The sequence below is a fragment of the Methylovulum psychrotolerans genome (genome assembly GCF_002209385.1).
In the GTDB taxonomy this organism is placed as follows: Bacteria; Pseudomonadota; Gammaproteobacteria; order Methylococcales; family Methylomonadaceae; genus Methylovulum; species Methylovulum psychrotolerans.
The window spans coordinates 2,703,350-2,728,203 of record NZ_CP022129.1; the positions used below are offsets into that span (position 1 = coordinate 2,703,350).

General features: G+C 51.6%; 23 protein-coding genes. 17 read left to right on the forward strand and 6 right to left on the reverse strand.

Annotated features, from left to right (window positions below; genetic code table 11):
- Positions 1–218: 218 nt before the first annotated feature.
- The 5 genes from CEK71_RS12300 (at position 219) to CEK71_RS12320 (ending at position 3,370) form a co-directional block, all read left to right on the forward strand.
- Positions 219–872, forward strand: a complete 654-nt coding sequence (locus CEK71_RS12300; RefSeq protein ID WP_088619665.1) for a bifunctional 4-hydroxy-2-oxoglutarate aldolase/2-dehydro-3-deoxy-phosphogluconate aldolase — start codon at positions 219–221, stop codon at positions 870–872.
- Positions 873–1,043: 171 nt separating this feature from the next.
- Complete coding sequence (gene gltA / locus CEK71_RS12305) at positions 1,044–2,345, forward strand: citrate synthase (protein ID WP_088619666.1); 1,302 nt, start codon at positions 1,044–1,046, stop codon at positions 2,343–2,345.
- A gap of 44 nt (positions 2,346–2,389) precedes the next feature.
- Positions 2,390–2,641 (forward strand): type II toxin-antitoxin system RelE/ParE family toxin, encoded by a 252-nt coding sequence (locus CEK71_RS12310; protein WP_157679187.1) that lies wholly within the window; start codon positions 2,390–2,392, stop codon positions 2,639–2,641.
- Positions 2,642–2,729: 88 nt separating this feature from the next.
- Positions 2,730–2,972, forward strand: coding sequence for a hypothetical protein (locus tag CEK71_RS12315; RefSeq protein ID WP_088619668.1), 243 nt, complete (start codon positions 2,730–2,732; stop codon positions 2,970–2,972).
- Positions 2,969–3,370, forward strand: coding sequence for a type II toxin-antitoxin system VapC family toxin (locus CEK71_RS12320; protein ID WP_088619669.1), 402 nt, complete (start codon positions 2,969–2,971; stop codon positions 3,368–3,370). The genes CEK71_RS12315 and CEK71_RS12320 overlap by 4 nt, the downstream gene beginning before the upstream one ends.
- A 208-nt stretch (positions 3,371–3,578) precedes the next feature.
- Here CEK71_RS12320 and CEK71_RS12325 read toward each other — a convergent pair whose 3' ends face one another.
- Positions 3,579–6,227 carry an ABC transporter substrate-binding protein gene (locus tag CEK71_RS12325; RefSeq protein WP_198328203.1) on the reverse strand — a complete coding sequence of 883 codons (2,649 nt, stop codon included), beginning with the start codon at positions 6,225–6,227 and terminating at the stop codon, positions 3,579–3,581.
- A 492-nt stretch (positions 6,228–6,719) separates the two neighbouring features.
- Between CEK71_RS12325 and CEK71_RS12330 the strand changes: the two genes are divergently transcribed.
- The 3 genes from CEK71_RS12330 to CEK71_RS12340 all read left to right on the forward strand — a co-directional run bounded on the left by CEK71_RS12330 (position 6,720) and on the right by CEK71_RS12340 (position 11,760).
- Positions 6,720–8,459 (forward strand): multicopper oxidase domain-containing protein, encoded by a 1,740-nt coding sequence (locus CEK71_RS12330; protein ID WP_088619671.1) that lies wholly within the window; start codon positions 6,720–6,722, stop codon positions 8,457–8,459.
- A gap of 240 nt (positions 8,460–8,699) precedes the next feature.
- Complete coding sequence (locus CEK71_RS12335) at positions 8,700–10,373, forward strand: DUF1800 domain-containing protein (RefSeq protein WP_088619672.1); 1,674 nt, start codon at positions 8,700–8,702, stop codon at positions 10,371–10,373.
- Positions 10,374–10,386: 13 nt separating this feature from the next.
- Positions 10,387–11,760: a DUF1501 domain-containing protein gene (locus CEK71_RS12340; RefSeq protein WP_088619673.1), complete on the forward strand. Its 1,374-nt coding sequence runs from the start codon at positions 10,387–10,389 to the stop codon at positions 11,758–11,760.
- Between the two features lie 164 nt (positions 11,761–11,924).
- Here CEK71_RS12340 and CEK71_RS12345 read toward each other — a convergent pair whose 3' ends face one another.
- Positions 11,925–12,434, reverse strand: a complete 510-nt coding sequence (locus CEK71_RS12345; RefSeq protein ID WP_088619674.1) for a hypothetical protein — start codon at positions 12,432–12,434, stop codon at positions 11,925–11,927.
- Between the two features lie 263 nt (positions 12,435–12,697).
- On the opposite strand from CEK71_RS12345, the gene CEK71_RS12350 reads away from it, so the two are divergent.
- Positions 12,698–13,303 carry a peroxiredoxin gene (locus tag CEK71_RS12350; RefSeq protein WP_088619675.1) on the forward strand — a complete coding sequence of 202 codons (606 nt, stop codon included), beginning with the start codon at positions 12,698–12,700 and terminating at the stop codon, positions 13,301–13,303.
- 163 nt (positions 13,304–13,466) lie between these two features.
- Here CEK71_RS12350 and pepN read toward each other — a convergent pair whose 3' ends face one another.
- From pepN to CEK71_RS12370, 4 genes are all read right to left on the reverse strand, one after another.
- The gene (gene pepN / locus CEK71_RS12355; protein ID WP_088619676.1) at positions 13,467–16,118 is read right to left on the reverse strand and encodes an aminopeptidase N; all 2,652 of its coding nucleotides are present in this window, start codon (positions 16,116–16,118) and stop codon (positions 13,467–13,469) included.
- The gene (locus tag CEK71_RS12360) at positions 16,118–16,534 is read right to left on the reverse strand and encodes a DUF423 domain-containing protein (RefSeq protein ID WP_088619677.1); all 417 of its coding nucleotides are present in this window, start codon (positions 16,532–16,534) and stop codon (positions 16,118–16,120) included. Before CEK71_RS12360 ends, pepN begins: the two co-directional genes overlap by 1 nt.
- Positions 16,534–17,055, reverse strand: coding sequence for a molybdenum cofactor biosynthesis protein B (gene moaB, locus CEK71_RS12365; protein ID WP_088619678.1), 522 nt, complete (start codon positions 17,053–17,055; stop codon positions 16,534–16,536). Before moaB ends, CEK71_RS12360 begins: the two co-directional genes overlap by 1 nt.
- A 282-nt stretch (positions 17,056–17,337) precedes the next feature.
- Positions 17,338–18,693, reverse strand: a complete 1,356-nt coding sequence (locus CEK71_RS12370) for a DegQ family serine endoprotease (protein ID WP_088619679.1) — start codon at positions 18,691–18,693, stop codon at positions 17,338–17,340.
- Positions 18,694–19,111: 418 nt separating this feature from the next.
- Between CEK71_RS12370 and CEK71_RS12380 the strand changes: the two genes are divergently transcribed.
- The 8 genes from CEK71_RS12380 (at position 19,112) to CEK71_RS12415 (ending at position 24,834) form a co-directional block, all read left to right on the forward strand.
- On the forward strand, positions 19,112–19,411 hold the full coding sequence (locus tag CEK71_RS12380; RefSeq protein WP_088619681.1) for a DUF6763 family protein: 300 nt from the start codon (positions 19,112–19,114) through the stop codon (positions 19,409–19,411).
- Positions 19,412–19,426: 15 nt separating this feature from the next.
- Positions 19,427–20,272 carry a P-loop NTPase family protein gene (locus CEK71_RS12385; RefSeq protein WP_088619682.1) on the forward strand — a complete coding sequence of 282 codons (846 nt, stop codon included), beginning with the start codon at positions 19,427–19,429 and terminating at the stop codon, positions 20,270–20,272.
- Positions 20,273–20,293: 21 nt separating this feature from the next.
- Positions 20,294–21,358, forward strand: a complete 1,065-nt coding sequence (gene metA, locus CEK71_RS12390) for a homoserine O-succinyltransferase MetA (protein WP_088619683.1) — start codon at positions 20,294–20,296, stop codon at positions 21,356–21,358.
- 827 nt (positions 21,359–22,185) lie between these two features.
- Complete coding sequence (locus CEK71_RS12400) at positions 22,186–22,989, forward strand: ABC transporter permease (RefSeq protein ID WP_232463631.1); 804 nt, start codon at positions 22,186–22,188, stop codon at positions 22,987–22,989.
- Positions 22,986–23,651: an ABC transporter ATP-binding protein gene (locus CEK71_RS12405; protein WP_088619685.1), complete on the forward strand. Its 666-nt coding sequence runs from the start codon at positions 22,986–22,988 to the stop codon at positions 23,649–23,651. The genes CEK71_RS12400 and CEK71_RS12405 overlap by 4 nt, the downstream gene beginning before the upstream one ends.
- Positions 23,648–23,785 carry a hypothetical protein gene (locus CEK71_RS22625; protein ID WP_157679190.1) on the forward strand — a complete coding sequence of 46 codons (138 nt, stop codon included), beginning with the start codon at positions 23,648–23,650 and terminating at the stop codon, positions 23,783–23,785. Before CEK71_RS12405 ends, CEK71_RS22625 begins: the two co-directional genes overlap by 4 nt.
- Positions 23,786–23,811: 26 nt before the next feature.
- Positions 23,812–24,204, forward strand: coding sequence for a hypothetical protein (locus CEK71_RS12410; protein WP_088619686.1), 393 nt, complete (start codon positions 23,812–23,814; stop codon positions 24,202–24,204).
- A gap of 102 nt (positions 24,205–24,306) precedes the next feature.
- Positions 24,307–24,834 carry a hypothetical protein gene (locus CEK71_RS12415; RefSeq protein WP_088619687.1) on the forward strand — a complete coding sequence of 176 codons (528 nt, stop codon included), beginning with the start codon at positions 24,307–24,309 and terminating at the stop codon, positions 24,832–24,834.
- Positions 24,835–24,854: the final 20 nt, after the last annotated feature.

A 24,854-nucleotide genomic window follows, 5' to 3' on the forward strand; every position in this document is an offset into this window, starting at 1 on the left:
CAGGCGAAAGTACAGCAACCCCCTCCCAGCCTCCCCTTTGCCAAGGGGAGGGGCTTTTCCCCTGACTTTCGTCTGTACGGACGGGAAAGGCATAAGCTCCCTCCCCTGTGAAGGGGAGGGCTAGGGTGGGGTTTAACGTGCACAGATACCATAGAACGCCAACTTAAGGTTATGCGCGTTCCTAAACCCACACTTTAAAAATAACTTTTGGTAACGACATGACGACCCAAACCCACTGGAAAATTTCCCCTAAAGACGTATTAAACGCCGGCCCTGTGATGCCCGTCATGGTCATCCAAAATCTGGACGATGCCGTGCCCTTAGCGCAAGCCTTAGTCGCGGGCGGCATTCGGGTGTTGGAAATTACCCTACGCACCCCTATCGCCTTACAGGCCATCAAGCTGATTAGCGATAACGTCAAAGATGCTATCGTCGGTGCCGGCACCATCACCACCCCCGAACAGCTGAAAGCCGCCGAAGATGCAGGCGCCGTGTTTGCCATTAGCCCCGGCCTGACCCCTAAGCTGTTGGCGGCGGCGCAAAGCAGCACTATCGCGCTGATTCCCGGTATCGCCAGCTTGTCCGAACTGATGTTGGGCATGGAATATGGCTTGGACCATTTCAAGTTTTTCCCTGCCGAAGCCGCAGGCGGCATTCCGATGTTAAAAGCCATTGCCGGCCCCGTACCTTATGTGACCTTCTGCCCGACTGGCGGCATTTCGCCAGAAAATTATCAGGCGTACCTGGCCTTAAGCAATGTCGCTTGTGTCGGCGGCTCTTGGTTGGCCCCTGCCGACGTGGTCAAAGCCAAAGACTGGGCGAAAGTGACCGAACTGGCACAAGCTGCCATTGCCAATGCTAAAACGGCTTAAAGAAACCCTGCCGGACGCTTGCCGTCCTGCCGTACAGGAGGTTTAGGCGGATGCTCTAAGCACCGCCTAACTATAACAGAGAGAAAATCCATCACCGCGCAGTTCAGGCGGGTGGCCGCACTTAACGTTCACTGCCGTATAGGTAGCTTAGCAATAAAAGAGAGAGAAACCATGACCCAACCACGCAGTCTTGCCTTAAATGAGAACGGCCAAGCCGTCTGTGAATTACCCATCCTAACCGGCAGCACAGGCCCTAACGTCGTTGATGTCCAGTCTTTGTATAAACACACGGGCATGTTCACTTATGATCCGGGCTTTAACTCCACCGCGAGTTGCCGTTCGACGATCACATTTATTGATGGTGAAGAAGGGGTGCTGCTGTATCGCGGCTATCCTATCGAACAGCTTGCCGAACAATGTAATTTTCTCGAAGTTTGCTATCTGATCCTGAACGGCGAACTGCCCACCGACGACGAACTGTCCACTTTCCAATACAACATCACCATGCACACCATGGTGCATGACCAATTGAACAACTTTTTCAAAGGCTTCCGCCGTGACGCGCACCCGATGGCGATTATGGTCGGGGTTGTCGGTGCCCTGTCGGCGTTCTACCATGACGCGCTGGACATCCGCTCCAAAAGCGACCGCGAAATGTGCGCCATCCGCCTAATCGCTAAAGTACCGACCATTGTCGCCATGTGTCATAAATACAGCATCGGTATGCCATTTATGTATCCGCAAAACAAACTCAGTTATGTGGAAAACTTTTTGCGCATGATGCACGCCACGCCTTGCGATGACTATGTGGCTAATCCGGTACTGGTGCGTGCTTTAGACCGCATCCTGATCTTACATGCCGACCACGAACAAAACGCCTCCACCTCCACCGTGCGGCTGGCAGGCTCTAGCGGCGCCAATCCGTTTGCCTGCATCACGGCAGGTATCGCCTGTTTATGGGGCGCGGCACATGGCGGTGCCAATGAAGCGGTCTTGAACATGCTGGAAAAAATCGGCGATAAGTCGCGCATCCCCGAATTTATCAAAAAAGCCAAAGACAAAAACGACCCGTTCCGCCTGATGGGCTTTGGCCATCGGGTCTATAAAAACCACGACCCCCGCGCCAAACTGATGCGCACCACTTGCCATGAAGTCTTGAACGAGCTGGGTCTGCACGATAACAAACTGTTTGAATTGGCGTTGGAACTGGAACGCATCGCCTTAGAAGACGAATATTTCATCGAGAAAAAACTGTACCCGAATGTCGATTTCTACTCCGGCATTGTCTTACATGCCCTAGGCATCCCGACCAATATGTTTACCGCCATGTTCGCCATGGGCCGGACAGTCGGTTGGATAGCGCACTGGGATGAAATGATCGCCGACCCGGAACAAAAAATCGGCCGCCCCAGACAGCTATACACCGGCGCAACCCGCCGCGACGTACCCGCCGGACACCGTAAGTCCAATTAACCGGACGGGGGCGGCTCGCGCCCCTGCGGTTTTGAGCCACGCTATTGCTATTGCTTCATGGGCAATGGCGTGTTGGTGCTTGCCCTAAACATTGCTGCTTTGTCGTGCGCTTCTTAACGGTTATCTACGCCATTCATGCTTTCCAAAAGAAAAGCGAACAAGGGATAGCGACCTCTAAAAATGAAATTGAGTTAATTGGCCAGCGTTTAAGAAAAGCAAAAGAGCCCCAGATCAATCTTTTACTCGAAGAACGTGGTTTGAAACAACGGGAAGCGGCGGAATTGCACAGTTTTTGAACACACCCCATAATCCGGTACAATCGGTTTAAGTTAATATTTATGCTTAGTGGTACATTGTCACATCATTTTCTTAGGAGATAAAACTATGTATGCCCACAGAACTATTCAGCATCTTAATGGCCTGCACGTTCAACTTGAACTTCCCTCCGAATTTGCCGATTGCCAAGAAGCGGAAATCATTGTGCTACCCATTATAGCCACTCAAACCAGCCCCGAAAGCTGGGCAGCCCGCGTGTTAGCCATAGCGGGGTCGCTCAGTGACGATTTTCCAGACGATATTGACAGCTCTGATTTAGGTCAAGACGTGCCTAGAGCCGAGTTCGAATGAGCCGTTATTTATTGGACACCAATATCTGTATCGCGTGGTTAAAAAATGACGTGGCTATCGTGCAACGCATCATCGCGGCAGGTGAGCATAACATCACTCTTTGCGCACCGGTGAAAGCGGAGCTATGGTACGGGGCGTGTAAAAGTCAGAAAGTTGCTGAAAATCAGGCCAGTTTAGCTCGGTTATTCAACGACTTCCCCAGTCTGCCGTTTGACGATAAAGCGGCGCTCAAGCAGGGGGATATTCGCGCCCAATTAGCAAAACAAGGTACTCCCATAGGCCCTTATGATATGCAAATTGCCGCCATCGCCCTTGCACACGGCTTAACCGTTGTGACTCATAACACCCGCGAGTTTGCCAGAGTGCCCGGTTTGGTGCTGGAAGATTGGCTGTCCTGATCGTTACGCACTCAAAACGCCAATTCGGAAAGTATCCAGCTTACTTTTGCCAGACCCTTACGGAACCCATTTTTTTAGTTTGTGCATAGGACATGGCAATTCTCCTCTATGTATCTGATAAACATACGTTATTGTATAGAACATTGCAATACAGATAACGATGCGGCAACCAAGGTTTTCCCAAACAACCCTCCCCTATTCCCGCCAATTATACACGGTGCTTCGCTAAGGTTTTACTGACCAAGGCGATCAGTTCTGCGACATCGAAAGGCTTGGTCAGGTAGGCGAGAAACCCGGCCTGTAAACCTTCTTTGATGACGTTCGGCATAGCGGCGGCACTGACCGCAATCACAGGGATAGTGGCGGTGGCGGGATTGGCTTTAAGCAAATGCAAAGCTTCCAAGCCACTCATGCCGGGTAAATTAATGTCCATCAAAATCAAATCTGGCCGATACTGACAGATTTGCGCCAAGCCGCTTTCGGCATCCTCCCTAATCAGCAATTCCACATCAGGCAGCCTACGGAACACATGGCGCATGACATTGGTATTGATTACACAATCATCGATATAAATGACCTGGCCGCTGATTTTTTCAGGGCGGCTTGGCGAAAACGCGCTTATCTGCACCACAGGTAAACTCTCGGCTACCTTTTCTCCTACAGCTATGGGTAAATCAACCCAGAAATGGCTACCGACACCTATCGTGCTGTTAAAATGGATACTGCCTTGCATCGCTTCAATCAGGCGCTTGCAGACAACCAAGCCAATGCCAGTCCCTTCGATGCCTTTTTTTTCCGCCCCCAAACGTTGGAAGGGTTGGAATAAAGCTGCTTGATCCGCTGCCGCTATCCCTAAGCCAGAATCCACAACGGAAATACGCACAACATCGCCATCAATAACGCAAAATAAATTCACCGTACCGCCATCGCGGTTATATTTGATGGCGTTGGACAGCAAGTTCAACAAGACTTGCCGGAGCCGCGAAAAATCAGCCCGTACCGCGATGTCGCTGTAGCAACCTTGGCTAAGGGTAAGGCCGCGTTCCGCCGCAGTCGGCGACATCAGCGCGACGGTTTCGTCCAGCAACGGCGATAAGGTGAAAGTTTCCAAGCACAGTTCAAATTGGTCACTTTCAATACGGGACAAGTCCAGAATTTCATTAATCAGGCCCAGCAACTGCTTGCCGCTGGTCATAATATGGCCAACGGCCATTTTTTGCTCTTCCGCCGCCGCCAATCCACCCATCGCCAAAAGCTGCGAAAAACCAAGAATGGTGTGGAGCGGGGTACGCAGTTCATGGCTGACATTGGTCAGGAATTCAGATTTGGCACGGCTGGCGAATTCCGCCGCTTCTTTAGCTAATAACAGTTCCTGTTGGGCTTTTTTGCTGGCGGTAATGTCTTCGATCAATGCCCAGGACACTTTCCGCCCGGTGTGGTCATGCAAAATAAAGCCGTTGACCAGCACCGACACACGGCTACCATCTTTGCGTATATATTCCTTCTCAAAAGGGCCAAAACGTCCGGTGCTCCCCATCAATTCAGCCTGAACCAGATTTTGTTGCACATATTCCGGGGCAGTTATGTCCAGATAGGTCATGGTCAAGAACTCATCACGCGTATAGCCGATGATGTCTTGCATCGCTTGGTTAACATCAATAAACTGGCGGCTGGCAAAATCCGTATAGGCCATGCCCGTGGGGGAAAGCTGGAATAGGGTGCTGAGCTTTTCTTCGTTGAGCTGTAACCTGGCTTCCATTTGCTTACGGCGGCGGATTTCACGTTGCAAATGGTAATTGAAGGCCAACAGGGCAAAAATGAAAAAAGCCAAAACGGCAGCCAAAGCAATGGCGACATAAAGGTAACGGTAAAATCTGCTGATTTCTACGGTCGGGTTCGGGTCATAGACAAAACCGGACAAGGCATAATTCGGCTTGAGCAGGCCTAAATGCACATAGGTATCGGCAATGTTCCGCCAGCGCCCCTGGTTGCTATGGCCGAGCGGCACCAGCGTAGGCAAGAGCAAATCTTGCATCGCCTGATATTCAAAGTATAAATGGCCGTCGGAATGTTTGGAGCCGGCGTTTTTGATGACGGCAATGGTCTCATCAGGATGCGCCATCGCATAAGCCCAACCTTTGAGGCTGGCGCGTAAAAAGGCTTGCGCCCGTTCTGGATGCGTAGCGATTTCCTGTTCGCTAGTGAACAGGTTGTCACCGTAAAAATCAATCCCGTAATTGATTGGCTTAAGTTCGGTGATAGGGAAGCCCCGTTGTTGGAAATAATAGGGCTGTTCGGTGCTGTAAACGGCAATGGCGGCAAATTTGCCGACCATCAGGCCATCAAGGTCATTGGTCTGATCCAAAAAATCAAAATGCGCCAAAGAACCCGTTTCATTGAGTAACATGGCCAAGACCGCCGGAGTCTGGTTATTTTGTTTGACCATGATTTTTTTGCCCACCAACTGCTGAGGAGACATGATACCGGCCGATTTTGCCACCGCCAGAATATCGGGCGCGTGTTGGAAAATCACCGACAACAACACCACAGGTTTGCCTTGCTGCCTGTCAATCAGCAAACTGGGGGTGCCTGTGGCATAGTGCGCCCGGTTGCCGACCACTTCAGCGACATAGTCAACACCAGGGCCACCTTCGCGCAGTTCAACAGCAAGCCCTTCATCACGGTAATAGCCTAAGGCTTGCGCCATATAATAACCGGCAAACTGATAGGAATGCTCCCATTTCAATTGCAAGACAACCGCATCCAACGCCCAGACAGGGTTGGCCACCGACCAGAAAAGGACAGCGCAAGCCCAGCGTCTTAGCGATATACCGCCGCGAATGCTTGTTTTCAGCATGAATGGCAAGCTATTCTTAAATTCACTCATGAGTCTTTGGCAATGGCAAGGAAAGACATATTATTATAAGTAGGTGTGCCGCTATTTTTTTAATATTTTTGAGCAGGCACCGTTAAACCGCGTCGCACCCAAATGACCGGGATGTACGCCCATACTGACGGCCTGCTCATTTTTCGGATCCGCTTACAGCCTACGCCTGTTTTATCTATTGCACCGACATTCTGCAAACTCACGCTGTGCACCTGCACACCCAGCCATTGACACTTGCCATAATGCCGTTACGTTAGGCACACGCCCTGCATTTGCCAGACCCGCCAGCGGTCCGGGGCGGCTTTGCACCCTAGTGGGGGCGGCCTATCAGGACGGGAATTACCGCTCTAACGATATGGGAAAGACTTAGCGCCCTTATTGCGTTAAAATAGGGGGTTAGTCTGTATCTGTTTACCTTAGCGGCGTTTATTTTCGTCAATCGTGTGTTTTTGAGGACATCTTATGCGTAAAAAACTTCTTACCTACACCGGGGGCGCGGTATTGCTCCTGACCCATTCCTTAAGCCAGGCGACCACTGACTTGCCGCCGACGGCGAAAGTGGAGATGGGAAAACCAGAAGAGGTCTGTTCAAACTTTACTGCACCCGAATGGCGCAAAGAACAGGTCATTGACGGCGTGACCATCCAAGCCTCCAATTTGTGTAACCCAGACAACCCGGCTGATATTGCCGCCTTTGTCAAAGGCACCAACAATATCTCTATGGACACCCTGATGGCGACCCAACTCGCCGCCGATGCGATTACGATGTCCGACGATATGGACGGCGACGGCGACCCGGACAAAATCATTATCAAGCTGGAAATCGTCGAGTTGAATGGCCGCTCCCCTGACGTGAAAAGCCCCATTACCACCTTCGACATCGCCCCCGGCATCCAGCCCACCTTTTGGGTTTATGCCCCTAAAACCCGCGATATGTCAACCTTAAGCCTCTACGAGCCGGAAGCCAACCCGCTGTTGCGGGTACCTTCCCCGGTCATCCGGGTCGAGCAGGACGATACCGTCTGGATAGTGCTGGAAAACACCCATTACCTGCCGCATTCCATCCATTTACACGGTATCGACCATCCGTTTATGGACCATTCGGGTAGCGGTAACGACGGCGTGGGGCAAACCAGCAATATGGACACCATGCCCGGTGAAACCAAGACTTATGTGATTAAGCCACGCCAACCCGGCACCATGTACTACCATTGCCATGTCCAACCACACACCCATATCCCTATGGGCTTGCAGGGTATTTTTATTGTTGAAGAAAACCGTCCGAATAACTGGGTGCAAACCCTGAATGTCGGCGCAGGGCAAGTGCGCCATCCGTCCGTTGCTGTGCTGGAAAAATACGCCCGCGAATATGACCTGCATTACCAATCGGCAGATAAGGAACTGCATGAAGTGGTCGCCCGTTCCGCGAACGACCCGCGCCTGATCGCCAAGCACATGAATATGGAATATGACATCACCGATGCCACCGACGATTATTTCATGCTCAATGGCCGCTCCTTCCCGTATACCCTGCGTGAATCGCTGATTGAGATGGAGCAGGACAAAAAAGTCAAATTGCGGGTCTTAAACGGCCATACCGAAGACTTGGCGCTGCATATCCACGGCCATAAACCGACCATTACCCATTATGACGGTGTCGACAACGGCCCTAGCTCTTACATCACGCGTGATGTCCACGGCATGACCCCCGCGCAACGTATCGACTTGGAACTGAGCGGTGTTGACGACGGCCTGCACAGCTTCGGCCAAGGCATCTGGATGTTCCATGACCATGTCGAAAAATCCTTTACCACTAACGGCAACGGTGAAGGCGGCGACATTAGTTTAGTCGTTTATAAAGATTTCTTAGATGAACGCGGCATCCCCAAAGCGCACGGCATGAGCTTGGAGCCGTATTTCACCAAAGGCTTTTGGCAACGCAACTACCCTATCTGGCAAGATTATGACGCGTGGCGCAGCTTAGGCCTACCCGACTTGAACGCCGATTATAAACCCGGCAAAGTGGCGGTGCAGAACGCTCCGGCCAAATCCAGCGCCGACGCGCCAGCCGAAACAAGTTCAGCGTTCGGCAAATTGCTGCAAGGCCTGCTCTTGGGTCTGTTAAGTTATGCGGCAGTGGTCAAACGGCAGGTGATCCAAGCGTATGCCATGCAACTACTGAAAAAAACCTCGGCCAAATAACGCTATTCTGGGGGTGTGGCCAACACGACCACGCCCCCAGAAGAAGACCGGGGCGTTGTCCACAAAACGCATGTCTGTTATCTGATAAATACAGGCAGATCCAGAAAAACCAGCCTTACGCCCTCTGCCAATCTGCCTTGACACTTCCCTAAAGTACACTAGACTTGTTCACTGAGCCTGCGTTTTCGTCTCTTTGGGACGCGGTTGATTTGATTTGCCACACTAACGGAAGGATTGCCAATGAAAAGCCTAAACAGCCGCCAGGTTGCGGCAAACACCCTCAAGCTAGGGCTATTGCTCAGCCTATTATTGCCAGGTATCGCCCAAGCCGATGCCTTGGCCGACTGTTTCGATCCGCTAGCGGCACCGGTTTATCCGACCACCCCGAATGTACCCGCCGTTACCACCCAACCGGCAGCGGTACGCTTTTTAAATATGGCGACTTTCGGTGCGTCACCACAAGATGTTAACCATCTGAGCAAAATGACCTTTCAAGCGTGGGTAGACGAGCAATTGGCGATGAAAGCGTCTTGTCATTTGGCTACCCTCAACGAAACCCAAGACAATAACCAACGCGAAAACCGCATCGAAGTATGGTTCCGCCATGCGGTAACGGCTCCCGACCAATTACGCCAACGGGTCGCTTTCGCCCTTTCGGAAGTCTTCGTCGTATCCGATGTCGGCTCCGGTATCAGCACCAATGCCCTGGCCGTTTATTATGACATTCTGGTGCGCAACGCCTTCGGCAATTTCCGCGACATCCTCGAACAAGTGACCTTATCGCCCGCTATGGGCAAGTATTTGTCCACCCTGCATAACCAAAAAGCTGACCGTAAACTCGGCATCCGCGCCGACGAAAACTATGCGCGGGAAGTCATGCAGTTGTTCACTATCGGCCTGGTGCAATTGGACACGACCGGAACGCCAGTCTTACAAAATGGCATAACCGTACCGACGTATACCCAAACCGATGTCGAAAATTCCGCAAAAGTCCTGACTGGTTGGGGGCTGGCCGACTCGGTGTCGTTTTTTGACGGTATCGAATGGCGGCAAAGCATGGTATCTTTTGAAGGTTATCATGACCATAGCGCGAAAACCCTGCTGACCAATGTCGCCGTTCCGGCGGCTGGTAAAGCCCCGGCAGATTTAAAAATCCTGCTCGACACCCTATTTAACCACCCTAACGTCGGGCCGTTTATAGGCCGCCGCTTGATCCAACGCTTAGTCACCAGCAACCCTTCACCCGCCTATATCCAACGGGTCGCCGAGGCCTTTAACGATAACGGCGCGGGGGTCAGAGGCGATATGAAAGCGGTCATCAGTGCCGTGTTGCTGGACCCGGAAGCGGTGGGCGGCGCGAAAGTCAATCCCAAGTTCGGCAAATTGCGCGAACCGTTACTGGTTTTAACCCATTTATGGCGGGTCTTAGGCGGCAAAGCCCACGACGGGCGCTTGCCGTATTATTATCCCGAATCGTCTATCGGCCAAGCCCCCTTATCATCGGGCAGCGTCTTCAATTTCTTCCGCCCCGATTACGCCCCCAGCGGTAAAATTAATGACCAAGGCCTGTTCGCACCCGAATTCCAATTAGTCAACGATGCCAACAATACCCGTTTTTATAACGAGTTGTTCAGCCTGACCCACTGGCACTATGTCGGTTATCAATGGGCCGACCAGTCCAGTGTACTAATTAACATCAACAATCTCGCCAAACGTGCGCAAACCCCGTCCAACTTGGTCAATTATTTAAATCTGGTGTTTACCGGCAATAAATTGCCCGCTACGGTGACAACGCCGCTTATCGCCTATCTGCGTGACCTTAGTTTTAAAGATAATGCGGGTAACGGTGTCAACCGCTCTTTAGAAGCGTTGTATCTCGTTTTGAGCTCACCCAATTACCTTATCCAACGTTAAGCAAGGAATTACTATGTCTGCATCTAAAGATTGGTCACGCCGTCATTTTCTGCAAAGTGCGGCGGCAACGGCGGCAGGGTTAGCAAACCGGAACGCCGCGCTGGGTTTGTTAGCGGGCGCACAGGCCGCCGCCACACAAGCCGCCACCGAAGATTACCGCGCCTTGGTGTGCATTTTTCTGGCGGGCGGCAATGACGGTTTTAACGTCTTGATACCCTCCGACACCACCCGTTACCAAACCTATAAAACGGCACGGGGCAATTTGGCGTTCAGCACCGACCAATTGCTGGCCTTAAATGCCTCAACCAGTAAAACTTATGCGGTTTCGACCAGTGCCCCAGGTTTCCAAGCGCTCTATAATAAAGGCCAGTTAGCTTTTTTAGCCAATGTCGGCACACTGTTAGAACCTACCAGCAAAAAAGCTTATCTGGCAGGCACTAACTTGCCGCCACAGCTTTACTCCCATAGCGACCAGTCCGACCAGGGTATGGCCAACGAATTGGATGCCTTGCAAAAACTGGGTTGGGGCGGGCGTATCGCCGATTTGCTTAGCCCCCTTAACGGCACCAGCACTTTACCGTTGGGTGTGTCGATTGGCGGCAATAATTTGTTTCAAATCGGCTCTACCGCCGTGCCGTATTATATGGGCACTTCTGGAGTCAGCAATTTTTATGTGACATCTAACGGCAACACCGACCCCCGCACCAGAGCCTTTAACAAAATGCTCGCCGCCTCGGTAGCGAACGGCGGTTTATTGGAACAAGAATTTGGCCAATCGGTGCAAAAAACCCTCGGCCTCAGCCAGACCCTGATTGCGGCACTGGCAAAAAGCTCGGTCGGATCAGGCATTTGGCCCGGCAGTTACTTAGCGCAACAATTGCAGATGGTCGCGCGGATGATTAGCGTCCGCAACACCTTCGGCGTCAAACGCCAGGTGTTTTATGTGGTACAGGGCGGTTATGATACTCATGATGACCAACCAAACCGCCATAATGCCTTAATCAACGATTTATCGGCGGCGGTGGCGGCCTTCCATAGCACAATGGATGAGTTTGGCATCGGCAACGGGGTAACAAGCTTTACCTTATCTGATTTTGGCCGCACCCTCACCTCTAATGGTGACGGCAGCGACCATGCTTGGGGTAATGTGCAGATGGTTGCAGGCGGTTCGGTGTTAGGCGGTAATGTCTACGGGACTTTCCCCAACCAAACGATTGATGGGCCGGACGATGCCAGTTATGGCCGCCTAATCCCGACCACATCCATCGACCAGTATGGGGCGACCTTAGCGCGGTGGTTTGGGGCTAACGACACCGACTTGGCGACCATTTTCCCGCACCTTAGCCGCTTTAACAGTGCGGATGTGGGCTTTATGAGTCTGGCCTAACAACCTAGTGGGAAAGCTTAGCCAAGGAAAGGGCTTGTAAAAGCGGGATCAGTAGAAATATTACAGAGCAGCTAGCCCCCAAACGTATTGCCGATACAGGTTTGTTAATTTGGCAATGCGTGTCGTCTATATCGGGGCTAGCCTTGCGGGTTTAACGGTTAGGCCTAAACCACGTCGAGATTTTCGTCGTCATAAAGGCGGGTTTTTTTCCAGCCTAAAAACTTTTCGTCGCGAAATTCCAGGTCGTTATCAATGGCAAACTCATAACAACTTCTGAACAGGCGGGCGGTGCGGAAGGCGTGCAGTTCGTCGTCGGCGGTGACGCGCTCGACATTACCGACTTGAAAGGTTTTGTTTCTGGCCTTGCCGTTGCAGACCCAGAAAACGGTGTAGCACAAATAGCTTTTGTCTTTGCGGTGGTCGAATTTGATGGTTCGGGATACGCCGGTCAAGCCGGTGGTGGTCTTGTTTTTCGGCGGTTTGAGGAAGCGGGTCTTACTGCCTTTTAAAACCACCAGCATTTGGTCGCGCCAAGTAATGGCAGCTTGTAGGGACTTATTGCGGTTGCCCCACAATTTATGCGAAAAATAACGGCTGCTCTCTTTACCACGCCTGACGATGCGGACTTGATACCCGAACACATCAGGTTCGGTGATATGTTTATTTTTTTCCATGGAAATGCCCTTCCCCAATTATAGTTATGTTTACGCACTTAGCGGCAAGGCTATGCCGCCTTTTGCGCATAGTTTTAAAAAATCGTTAACTTATCTGTAACGATACTGTAATAAATTATCGCTAAAGCCTGTACAAATGCAAGCAATAATTTCAACACTGGACAAATCTTGACTGATCTAGTGTAGAATAAGCCCCACGCCACTTTGACAGTGGCTAATCAAACCCAATAAAACTTTATTTTTCAAAAACTTGGAGATAAGCAATGAGCGTATTAGTTGGTAAGCAAGCCCCTGATTTTACCGTACCTGCCGTTTTAGGTGACGGTCAGATAGTTGATTCTTTCAGCTTTTCTGAAGCGACTAAAGGCAAATATGCCGTCGTATTTTTCTATCCGTTGGATTTTACTTTTGTTTGCCCTAGCGAGCTGATCGCCCTTGACCACCGCATGGAAGAGTTCACCAAGCGTGGTGTTGAAGTGATCGCGGTTTCTATCGACTCCCATTTCACCCACAACGCTTGGCGCAACACGCCGATTAACAAAGGCGGCATTGGCCCTGTGCGTTACACGATGGCGGCCGATTTGGCGCACAGCATTTGTAAAGCCTACGATGTGGAAGCCGCTGCCCCTGCGGTCGCTTACCGTGGCACGTTCCTGATCGACCAAAGCGGCCTGGTGCGTTACCAAGTGGTTAACGACCTGCCATTAGGCCGTAATATGGACGAATTGTTGCGTATGGTTGACGCGCTGCAATTCCATGAGGAGCATGGCGAAGTGTGCCCAGCGGGTTGGACTAAAGGTGATGCAGGTATGAACGCCAGCCCTGCCGGTGTGGCCGAATACCTGGATAAAAACGCTGACAAGCTGTAAACAGCCAGCGCCACTAAACAAGGCGGGGTGCTTAAGCACCCCGCCTTTTTTTATGGGTTTGCCATTTCCACCACTAAGGAACGTGCGTGGCTAAAATAAGTTCGGCAAATCTTATCGTGAGGCTGGAGCGCAGGCAAGATGCCCGCGCTCCAACTACCCCTTCTTAAGCTAAGCTCTTACTGGCAATTTCATAGACATCTTTAGAGATCGCTTCGGTAGACATAATCCGCTCCAGTTGCGCCGTCATCAGAGCTTGGCGGCCGGCATCGTAGCGCCGCCACGAGGTCAACGCACTGATCATGCGCGAAGCGACTTGCGGGTTTAAGGTATTAAGGGCAATGATTTGGTCGGCTAAAAATTGGTAGCCTTGGCCGTTGGCGGCGTGGAAATGCAGCGGGTTGGCTTGGCTAAACGCACCGATTAACGCGCGTATCCGGTTAGGCGTACCTAAATCAAAGGCCGGATGCGCCATCAACGCCTGTACCGTGGCGAAGGTATCAGGGGCGGGGCTAGCCGCTTGCAGGGCGAACCATTTGTCGATCACCAAGGCTTCATGTTGCCACTGTTGGTAAAACTCCGCCAAGCATTGCCGTCTGGCGTAATGCGGGTTATTGACCATCACCGTTAAGGCCGCCATTTGGTCGGTCATATTTTTGGCGGTTTTAAATTGCTGGTGCGCCCAGTTTTTCAGCGCCGGATCGTCTAAAGCGCACAAATAATTCAGGCAGGTGTTTTTAATGCGGCGGCGGCCTATCGCCCCGGCATCAAAGCACCCCGATTCGTCACGGTGGTTATTCAGGTACAAGGTCTGCAAGGCGTTTTGTAACTGTTCGGCAAGGGTAAGTTTGACAAACTCCCGCGCGGTATGGATGGCGACCACATCGATAACCGGCATTTGTTCGGCCAGATAGGTTTCCGACGGCAAGCTCAATAACAGGGAGAAATACGACAAATCCTCCCAAGGCTGTGCCAGAACCTGCCGGAAGGCCTCGATGATAATCGGGTCTAGCCGGAGTTCGCGGTTATTTTGGACATCGGCAATCAGGCCAGTAATGGCTTGGCCGATTAATTGCTGCCCGGCCTCCCAACGGTTAAAGGTATCGCTGTCATGGCTTAACAGAAACGCCAATTCCGTCAGGCTACGTTCCATAACCAGCTTCACGGGCGCGGAAAAGCCCCTTAACACCGATACCGCCGGTTCGCTGCTCAGACCCGTAAAGACAAAATCCTGTGCCGCTTCGGTCAACGCTAAAATCACTTCCTCGGCACTGTCAGCGCTGCCCTGTAATTGGCAAGGGGCAATAGTGCCATCAGGATAAATCAGCCCCACCTTCACGGGGATATGCAGTGGCTCTTTAACGGCTTGCCCAGGGGTAGGCGGGCACTCTTGGCTGATGCTTAAAGTCAACGTCTGGGCTTGGCTGTCGTAGCGGCGGCTGACCGTCAATACCGGGGTGCCGGCTTGGCTGTACCAGCGGCGGAACTGCACCAAACCGACCCCATTGGCCGCTTCCATCGCCTTGACAAAATCCTCACAAGTGACGGCTTGGCCGTCATGGCGGGCAAAATATAAATCGCTGCCTGTACGGAACCCCTCCGCACCTAGCAAGGTATGCAACATCCGCACAACTTCCGCGCCTTTTTCATAAATGGTCACGGTGTAGAAGTTATTGATTTCAATATAAGCCTCAGGGCGGATCGGATGCGCCAAGGGGCCGGCATCTTCGGCAAATTGGCGGGTACGCAACATGGTGACATCTTCAATGCGTTTGACGGCTTTGGAGGTGCGGTCGCCCGTAAATTCTTGGTCGCGGAACACGGTAAAGCCTTCCTTAAGGCTAAGCTGGAACCAATCGCGGCAAGTGATGCGGTTACCTGTCCAGTTATGGAAATATTCGTGGGCAATCACCCCCTCGATATGCTCATAATCGGAATCGGTGGCGGTATCGGGGCGGGCCAGAACAAATTTGGTGTTAAAGACATTCAGGCCTTTATTCTCCATCGCGCCCATATTGAAATGGCTGACCGCGACAATCATATATAAATCCAGATCGTATTCGCAGCCATAAACCTCTTCATCCCAACGCATGGCATTTTGCAAAGACTGCATGGCATGGGCGCATTTATCGACATCCTGCGGTTCGACAAAAATCTGGAGGCTAATGTCGCGCCCCGATTGGGTAGTGAAATGATCTTCGATGCACTCCAGTTGCCCGGCCACCAGCGCGAACAGATAGCAAGGCTTGGTGAACGGATCTTCCCACGTCACCCAATGGCGGTTAGCTTCCAACTCGCCGTGGGCAATTTTGTTGCCGTTAGACAGCAACACCGGATAACGGCTTTTATCCCCGACTAGGGTGGTGGTAAAAGTCGCCATAACATCCGGGCGGTCGAGGAAATAAGTGATTTTACGGAAGCCTTCCGCCTCGCATTGGGTGCATAACATGCCGTTGGACAAATACAGCCCTTCCAGGGCGGTATTGATTTTCGGGTTGATGGTATTCTCAATCGTCAGCACAAACGGCTGCTGTTGCGGCACGTTGTAAATGGTCAGGCTATCTGCGGCCTGCACATAATCGGCCGCCGCCAGTTCCTCGCCGTCATTGAGGATAATGCGTTGTAGCGTAAGGTTTTCCCCGGCCAACACTAAAGCCGCTGACATCGACAGGCTAGCCGGGTTGCGGCTGAGGGTCAGCCGTGCCGTCACTTCGGTGCGCTCTTCGTCTAAGACAAAATGTAAGGCAACCTTATGGATAAGATAATCGGGGACGGTGTAATCTTTTAAATAAGTCGTTTGAGGGCTGGCGTCGCGCATTAGTTGTACCTGCTGTGTTTCTTGGGAGCGGCGAAAGTGGAAGGGTTCTTATTGAAGGCGAATAGGGCAAGCAATAACCAGGCAAGCAGAAAACAAACCCCGCCAAAGGGTGTCACCATGCCCAGTACCTTTTCATCCGTTACCGCCAATAGATATAAGCTACCCGAAAATAGTAAAATGCCAACAAACATTAACCAACCTGCCCAAACTAAGCGCTTAGCGGTCGGAGTCTGTTGGTGGAGCAGACCAATGGCCAGCAGGCCCAAGGCGTGCCACATTTGGTAAGTCACCCCTGTTTGGTAAACCGCTAGCAATTCGGGGCTAAGGATGGCCTTTAGGCCATGTGCGCCAAACGCCCCGAAACCGACCCCTAAAAAGGCGCACACGGCACCGAGCGCTAAAAATACGGAAGGCATTATCGTTCCTTTAGGCGCGGCATCAGCTGCACGAGGTTACAGGGACGGGTGCGGTGGTCGAGTTGCTCTTTGATCAGGCTGTCCCAGGCCGTGCGGCACGCCCCGGCGGAACCGGGCAGGCAAAACACATAAATGCCGTTAGCCACCCCCGCAACCGCCCGCGATTGGATGGTGGAGGTTTTAATCTCTTGGTAAGACAGCATCCTAAAGGTTTCGCCAAACCCCTCCAAGACCTTATCCAACAACGGCAGCACCGCTTCAGGTGTGCCGTCACGCCCGGTCACGCCCGTACCGCCCGTACTGATGATGACGTTAACCGCCCCGTCAATCAGCCAATTGGCGACGGCGGCGCGGATATGGTAAATATTATCCGGCACTATTTTTTTGGCGATAATGCTATGACCCGCCAGCGTGGCCAGTTCCGCCAAAGTGTTGCCGGAAACGTCATCGGCCTCGGTGCGCGTATCGGAGACCACCAAAATGGCGAGGTTGAGGGGGATAAAGTGTTTTTCGGGGTGCATGGGTGTACCGCTAGTGGTTTAAGGGGTAGGCGACTCTGGCTGACACAATAAGCCGTTACAAATCCCTACTATACCAATAAGCCCCATAAGATTGTATCCTTAAATGACGGCACTTAACCCTAATCCGGCAAAACGCTGGCATTTGGGTTAAAAGACCACCGCATTGCGCCCGACTCAAGCCCGCTTAACCCCGCTTTTAGGTGTAAAGCCCTAGCCGCCTTATACGGTCGGCTAAGGGCTTCCCATCGGTCAAATTGCCCACTCGCTTATTAAGGTACTGTGTTACTGCAACACCACAAAAAAGCCTTCTTGCCCGCGTTGGATGTTAATCAGCAAAGAGCCGTTAGCACTGATGACTTGCTTTAACTCATCCAAGTTACGGATGCGGTAACGGTTGGCCGACACAATCACATCACCTGGCCGTAAGCCGACCCGCCAAATTTCGGAAGATTGGTCGATTTTTTCAATCAGCACCCCTTCTATTTGGTTTTTGTCGGTGGAACTTAAGATCGTGCCGCGTAATTTCCGGTGCAGCTTATCACCTGCCAATTGCGGCCGCTCCGGCTTACCTATGGTGGCGGTGGTATGTTTTTTATCATTGCCATGATAATAATCGATATCGACATTATCACCGATTTGCATCAGGCCGATAATATTGCGGATGTCGTGGCTGTCTTTAACAGGCCTGCTGTTGGCGGCGACGATAATATCACCCGGCTCCAGCCCGGCCTTTTCCGCAGGCGAGCCGCTTTCAATACGGCTAATGACCGCGCCGTGCTTGTTTTCCAAATTAAAGGCATTGACCAGTTCCGGGGTCAAGTCTTGGGTCGTCACCCCCAACAGCCCGCGCCGTATTTCGCCATGCTTAAGCAGCGATTCTTTAATCGCCATGACCATATTGGCCGGGATGGCGAAGCCGATGCCGACATTGCCGCCGTTAGGCGCAAGGATGGCGGTGTTCATACCGACAAACTCGCCGCGCAAATTGACCAAAGCCCCGCCGGAATTGCCGGGGTTAATCGATGCGTCGGTTTGGATAAAATCTTCGTAACCCTCGATGCCCAAACCGGAGCGGCCTAAGGCGCTGACAATGCCCGACGTGACGGTTTGCCCTAAACCAAACGGGTTGCCGATAGCCACAACAAAATCACCAACCCTAAGATTGCCGGAATCGGCGATAGGCAATTGCGTCAGATGGTCGGCGGGGATGCGGATAATGGCCACATCCGCTTCCGGGTCGGTGCCGACCAGTTCGGCATTGAGTTGGCGGCCATCATTTAAGGTGACGCTGATTTTATCCGCTTTATCAATGACATGGTTATTGGTCAGTACCAAGCCTTGGGCACTGTCGATAATCACCCCTGAGCCTAAACTGTTTTTTTGTTCTTGTTGGCGGCGCGGCTGGCTGGGCAAATTATAAAAATGCCGGAAAAAGGGGTCTTGCAACAACGGGTTTTGGCTGACTTCGATATGGGTCGACGTGGAGATGTTGACCACGGCAGGCATACTGCGCTCCAGCATGGGAGCGAGCGACGGTAAGGCCTGACCTTCGGCAAACAGGGGTAAAGCGCAGTAGCTTGCTGAAGACAAGCCCAAATACAGCGGCACCAGGGCTAATAATAACAAACGTGATTTCATGGGATACAGTCCAGTGAGTTGTCAAAAAATTAAACAGACCTGATAGACAATATAGGTTTAAAAATGTTTAATACAAGGGGCAAGAAGGCTAGGTTTTTAGGCGGACGGCCTGCCAAGGCAACAATCAGGTAAAGGCGCGTGATAACATCCGCCCTTTAAGTACGGCGTTTAGCCCTAAAACAGGGCAGCTTCGCCAACAGCTAAAACACGTATTCCAAGCCTGTTTTTGCATTGCCAAGTACCTGCCGCCCCAAACCGAGGCCTAAGTTCCGCTCCCTGCATGGCCCGGCCAAATACCCCTTCTGCCCCCGCGCTTAAGAAAATGTTTTGGCATTTTCTTAAGCGATACTCATAATATTGCCATTGCCGTCGCCTAAGTGGCGGCGGCAGCCATTTAAAACCCCCTGAGGCAATCGACATGACCACCGTAGCAGACCCCATTATTGGCAGTTGGTACAAAGACCTGGAAAACAACCTTACCTTTAAGGTCGTCAACATTGAAGAGAATGACGACTCCATTACAGTACAATATCTTAACGGCGATATAGGCGAATATGATCATGATAGCTGGTATAACTCAACCTTCGATTACATCGAAGACCCGGAGGACTGGAGCGCCCCGTTCGACGATATTGAAACCGATGACCTGGGCTACTCGGATACCGATAGGCATGAGCCCAACCCCGAAGACATGGACATCGACGACTATCTGGATTAATGGGGAAACGACCAAATGAAAATGCTTCCACAGGAATTCCTGGACTGGCAATCGAAGCGCATCACCTTATTGGCGATGTCCGGTGCAGGCAAAACCACGCTAGCCAATAAACTGCCCAAAACCAAATGGTTCCATTATTCCGGCGACTACCGGATCGGCACCAAATATTTGGAAGAACCCATTCTTGACAATATCAAACGCCACGCCATGAGTGTGCCGTTCCTGCGGGATTTGCTGCGCTCCGACTCCATTTACATGAGCAGCAAAATCACCGTCGATAACTTGGCGGCGGTATCGAGTTTTTTAGGTAAGCTCGGTAACCCCGCGCTGGGCGGCCTGTCCTTGGCGGAATTTAAGCGCCGCCAAAAACTTCACCATCAGGCGGAACTTGCCGCCATGAACGATGTCCCGGAGTTTATTCACAAAGCTGAGGACATTTACGGCTATAAGCATTTTATCAACGATGCCGGCGGCAGCGTTTGCGAATTGGATAGCCCTGAAGTGCTGGAGACCTTGGCGCAACACACCTTGATCATTTATATCAAGATTCCTGACAGCCTTGAGCAAACCATTATCGAACGCGCCAAATCTGACCCGAAACCCTTGTATTACCGGGAAGCCTTTCTGGACGAAAAACTGACGGACTTTATGGCCTTCAAAGGCTATGGCAGCCCTAACGACATACCGCCGGATGAATTTGTCTCGTGGGTATTCCCTGAACTGTTCAAATCCAGATTGCCGCGTTACGAGGCCATTGCGGCCCAATACGGCTATACCGTCAATGCCGATGAAATCGCCACCGTAAAAACCGAAGACGATTTTATCCGGCTGGTTGCCGATGCCATTGCCAGACAGCAATAATGAATAACGAGTACCGCTTACATGCCCTTAGTTGCCCACACTGATCTACCCACTTTCCAACGGCTGCGCGAAGAAGGCGAAGAAGTCGTTGATGCTGAACGCGCCAAACATCAGGATATCCGCGAAATGCACATCGGTTTGCTCAATATGATGCCCGATGCCGCGTTAGAGGCGACCGAGCGGCAGTTTTTCCGGTTGGTGGGGGCGTGTAATCAAATCGTCCAATTCCACATCCACCCTTTTACCATCGACGGCCTTAAACGCAGTGCCGAAGCCCAAGCCCATATCGACAAATATTATGAGCCGTTTGCCAAAATCCGCGCCGACGGCTTAGATGCCTTAATTATCAGCGGCGCGAATGTGACCCGGGAAAGCTTACCGGAAGAGGAATTTTGGCTACCCCTCACCGAAGTCTTTTCGTGGGCACGGGAAAATGTCGCCTCGGTGCTATGTTCGTGCTTGGCGACCCATGCCGTCATCCAATACCGCTACGGCATTGCCAGAACCCGCTTGCCCGCCAAGCGTTGGGGCGTGTTCCCGCATAAGGTGATTGACCGCAGCCACCCGCTGGTCGCGGAAATCAACACCCGTTTTGATGTGCCGCATTCGCGCTATAATGAAATTTTCCAAAGTGACATGGAGCGGCACGGCCTGAAAATTTTGGCTGCCAGCGCCACTGCCGGAGTCCATCTGGCGGTTAGCGAAGACGGCTTCCGCACCGTCTTTTTCCAAGGCCATCCCGAATATGACGATATTAGCTTATTAAAAGAATACAAACGCGAGGTCATGCGCTTTTTCCGCGCCGAGACCGATGAGTACCCGCCGTTTCCGGAAAACTACTTTAACGCCGAGGCACAAGCCCTATTTCACGGCTACGAACGGCACGTCCGCACTGTGCGGATTACTGGGCAGGCTTTGGCGGCGTTTCCTGAGCAAGCCGTCTTGGCGCATTTGGACAATACATGGCGTGACACCGCCAAAGCGGTGTTTAATAACTGGCTGGGCAAAGTTTACCAACTCACCAACCAAGACCGGCGTTTGCCGTTTATGGCCGGGGTTGATCCGAATAATCCGCTGGGCTTATGATTCGACGGGCACTTGCCAATCGCCACAATTAAACCTCTAAGTCACGCTGTAGCACATCCTAAACGCTTAGGCTGATGGTTTGGCAGGGCTAAATATAGGCCATGGCAGGCAAGCCTTTCCGGCTTTTTATGCCTGAACCGTAGATAAAAAAATGCAGACGCGGACTTATTTTCTGCCTTTTACTTAACCGTACGCCATTAAATTCGCTTATAAAGTTTGCATTAACCTTAAGATGTGCTAAATTTTTCCGCACGGCATGATAACATTGGCTATATAAAATGTCGGTAAAGGGCATCCTGATGTCGCCAGTTTATCCAGACTTTAAAGAGCTTCACCTTTTTGTCATATAAAGCGGCTACAATAACAAGATGCCCTAATGGCCGAAAATAAGCCATCTACCACAAGAACACCTTGGTTTACAAAGCTTTTATTCGGCGGAGAGGGTGTGTCATCTGCCAATAATGGCCTTTACATAATGGATGTCAGACCCGATATCCTCTATAATCAGCCGACGGCCTGTCTAAAAAGACGGATCAGCAAAAATCAGAGGCTCCAACAGGTTAAGGATTTCTGACCATCGCGAAAGGCTTTTAGTCTGTTCCAAGCGCTTAAAGGTCTTGTAAGCCTTACGTCTCTTCCCTATGTTATCGGCCTGACTTGCCTATGCTGCATTTTCCGGTTAGGCACAGGGGTAAGCCTTAACCGGCACTTTTATCCCCTGCCCATTCCTTTGGCGGCGCTCTCCCTTTGCAACACTTGGCCGCTCCGATTCTGCCGCGCCTGCACCGGCCTTAAGCCAATCACTATTAGCCAACCTTACATCCGCAATGACAACTTATCCTGATAAGCCATTAAGAACCCCACTGCTGGTCACGATTTCCGTCTGGCAGGCACTGTTTCTACGCGAAGCGAACACCCGCTTGTCTTCGGGGCGTGGCTCGACGGTATGGTTATTGGGGGAACCCATTCTCCATACCGTCATCATGTTGCTGTTATTTACCTTCCTGCGTGTCAAAGTGGTAGGAGGCATTGACGTGCTGGCGTGGCTAATTATTGGCCTGACCTTCTTTAAAGTATTTAAAAATCCGGGTACGCAAGGACAAAATGCTATCAGCGCCAATAAGGTTCTGTTTACCTACCGCCAAGTCAAACCCGTGGATACGGTATTGGTGCGGGTTTTTCTGGAAGGTTTTTTGGTCTTGCTGGTAATCCTTATTATTGCCAGCGCCGCCATTGGTTTATTCAATGTCGCCTTGTGGCCTGATGATATGGGAATGGTGGTCTTGGCATTTTTTGGGCTTTGGCTGATGGGCTTAGGCTACGCACTGATCACTTCGGTCGCCATCGATCTGATACCTGAACTAGGGAAAATCTTTAATATCATGATGACCCCCTTGTATATGGGGTCAGGTGCGATTATCCCGCTCTCTGGCATTTCCGAGCCCTACCGTAGCTGGCTCATGTATAACCCTATGGCGCATGGCCTAGAAGTGGCGCGGGCCGGCGTATCCTCATCTTATCATGTGATACTTGGCACTAATATTGCTTATCTTTACGAATGTGCCCTAGTGGCGATTTTTTTTGGCTTGGCCTTACATCTCCGTTTCCAAACTAAACTGTTGACCCAATGATTATTGTCGATAATATTTATAAGCGTTACCAATCTAGCCATGGCCCGGGCAAATGGGTTTTGGAAGATGTCTCCTTTGTAATCCCGCGTAATGTCAGTGTCGCGCTGATAGGGCGTAATGGCGCAGGAAAATCGACCTTACTGCGTCTGGTCGGCGGTGTCGATAAACCTAACCGCGGGACGGTCGAGCACCGTTGCCGGGTATCTTGGCCTATGGGGTTTGGTGGAGGTCTACAGCCTTCCCTGACCGGGCGGCAAAACGCCAAGTTTATCTGCCGTATCCATGGCCATGAAGACGATATCCCTGACCGCATAGCGTATATCCAAGATTTTGCCGAAATTGGCGACTCCTTTGATGAGCCGGTCAGAACGTATTCCGCCGGCATGAAATCCCGCTTACAATTCGGGCTATCGTTAGCGTTTGACTTTGATGTCTATATTTCCGACGAAGTGACTTCAACAGGTGATGCCAGTTTTAAAAAAAAGGCTAACGCGGCGTTCAAAGACTTGGTCGGCAGATCTAGCTTAATTATGGCGTCCCATGGGGAGGGAACGCTAAAAGACTTTTGTTCAGCAGGTATATGGTTGGACAAAGGCCACGCCCACTGGTTCGACAATGTGGACGATGCCCTAAAAGCCTACAAGGACAGCCTTAAATTATGAAAAAGACCCACAAAACCGGCCCGCTGGCCGCGCTCAAAAAACATCCGGTGCTGGCCGCCGCCGTGGCGGGGGCCGTGCTGGCCGGGGGGTACTGGGGCTTTCCAACCCCGCCCAAGCCCCTAGCCCCGCCCTGACCGCCAGCGAGCAAAAACAATGGCAAGTGATTTGGAAACAATGGCAAGGCCTGCTGGCAAAAGCCATCAATGGCTTAGGGAAAGACCAACAAAACCAAGCCTTACAAACCACTTTAACGGCTATGTTACACGAGTCCAACACCGCTTTCCAAGCAGGTTTGACCGCCAAAAACACCACCGATAACGATCCTGTGCGCGAGTTTTTCAGCCACTCATGGACGACCCTAACCCCGCAACTGAAAGCCTTCAGCCAAGATCTGCCCGGCTTAGAGGGCTTTAACTATCTCGGCGCTATCGCCGCTACGGATGTGCTGTATGAGCTGGACACTAAAGCCGCGCCCTTAGGCATTACCTTATCATCGGATGGCTTACGGAAACTGGCACGGTTATTGATTGCCGGAAAGCAACAACGGACTTAAGCAGGGGCTGTTGCCGCTCAGCGATGCGTTACTACAGGATATAACCTGGGGCGGTTGTGCCGCCCCTATCATAAGTTTATGACATGAGAGGACGGAGACACCATGAACAAAAACATGTTACTGTTGCTGGTTCTGAACACAGCCCTGCCCACTGCCGCCCAAGCCGAAGAAGTCTTTAAATGCGTAGTTGATAACAAAACCGTTTATCAATTTGACCCTTGCCCGACCAATGCGGCGAAAAAAGTGGAAATTGACATCAAACAGGAAGATCCGGCTAAAGAAGCCGAGGCACAAGCCAAATTACAAACGTGGGAACAAGAGTTTAAAAAACGCGAAGCGGCGGAACAGCAAGCCCAAAGAGAACGCCAAGCCGAATTGGATAGGCAAGCCGCCATTGCCGCGCTAAACCGTAACGCCATCGCCCAAGAAGAATTGGCTGCCGCCGCCCGCCAACGCAATATTTATGGGCAACCGCTTTATGGTGGCGGGTATCGCCCGCCTTATTATAATAATCTGTATCCGGGCGGTTTATTTACGGGCGGCTTTGGCTATCCCATACATCAAGAACCGGTACAGCAGCATACGCATGAACAGCACCAAGAACCGGCCCGCCGTGCGCTTGCCCGCTAGCTTTTTTATCCAACCCCAAC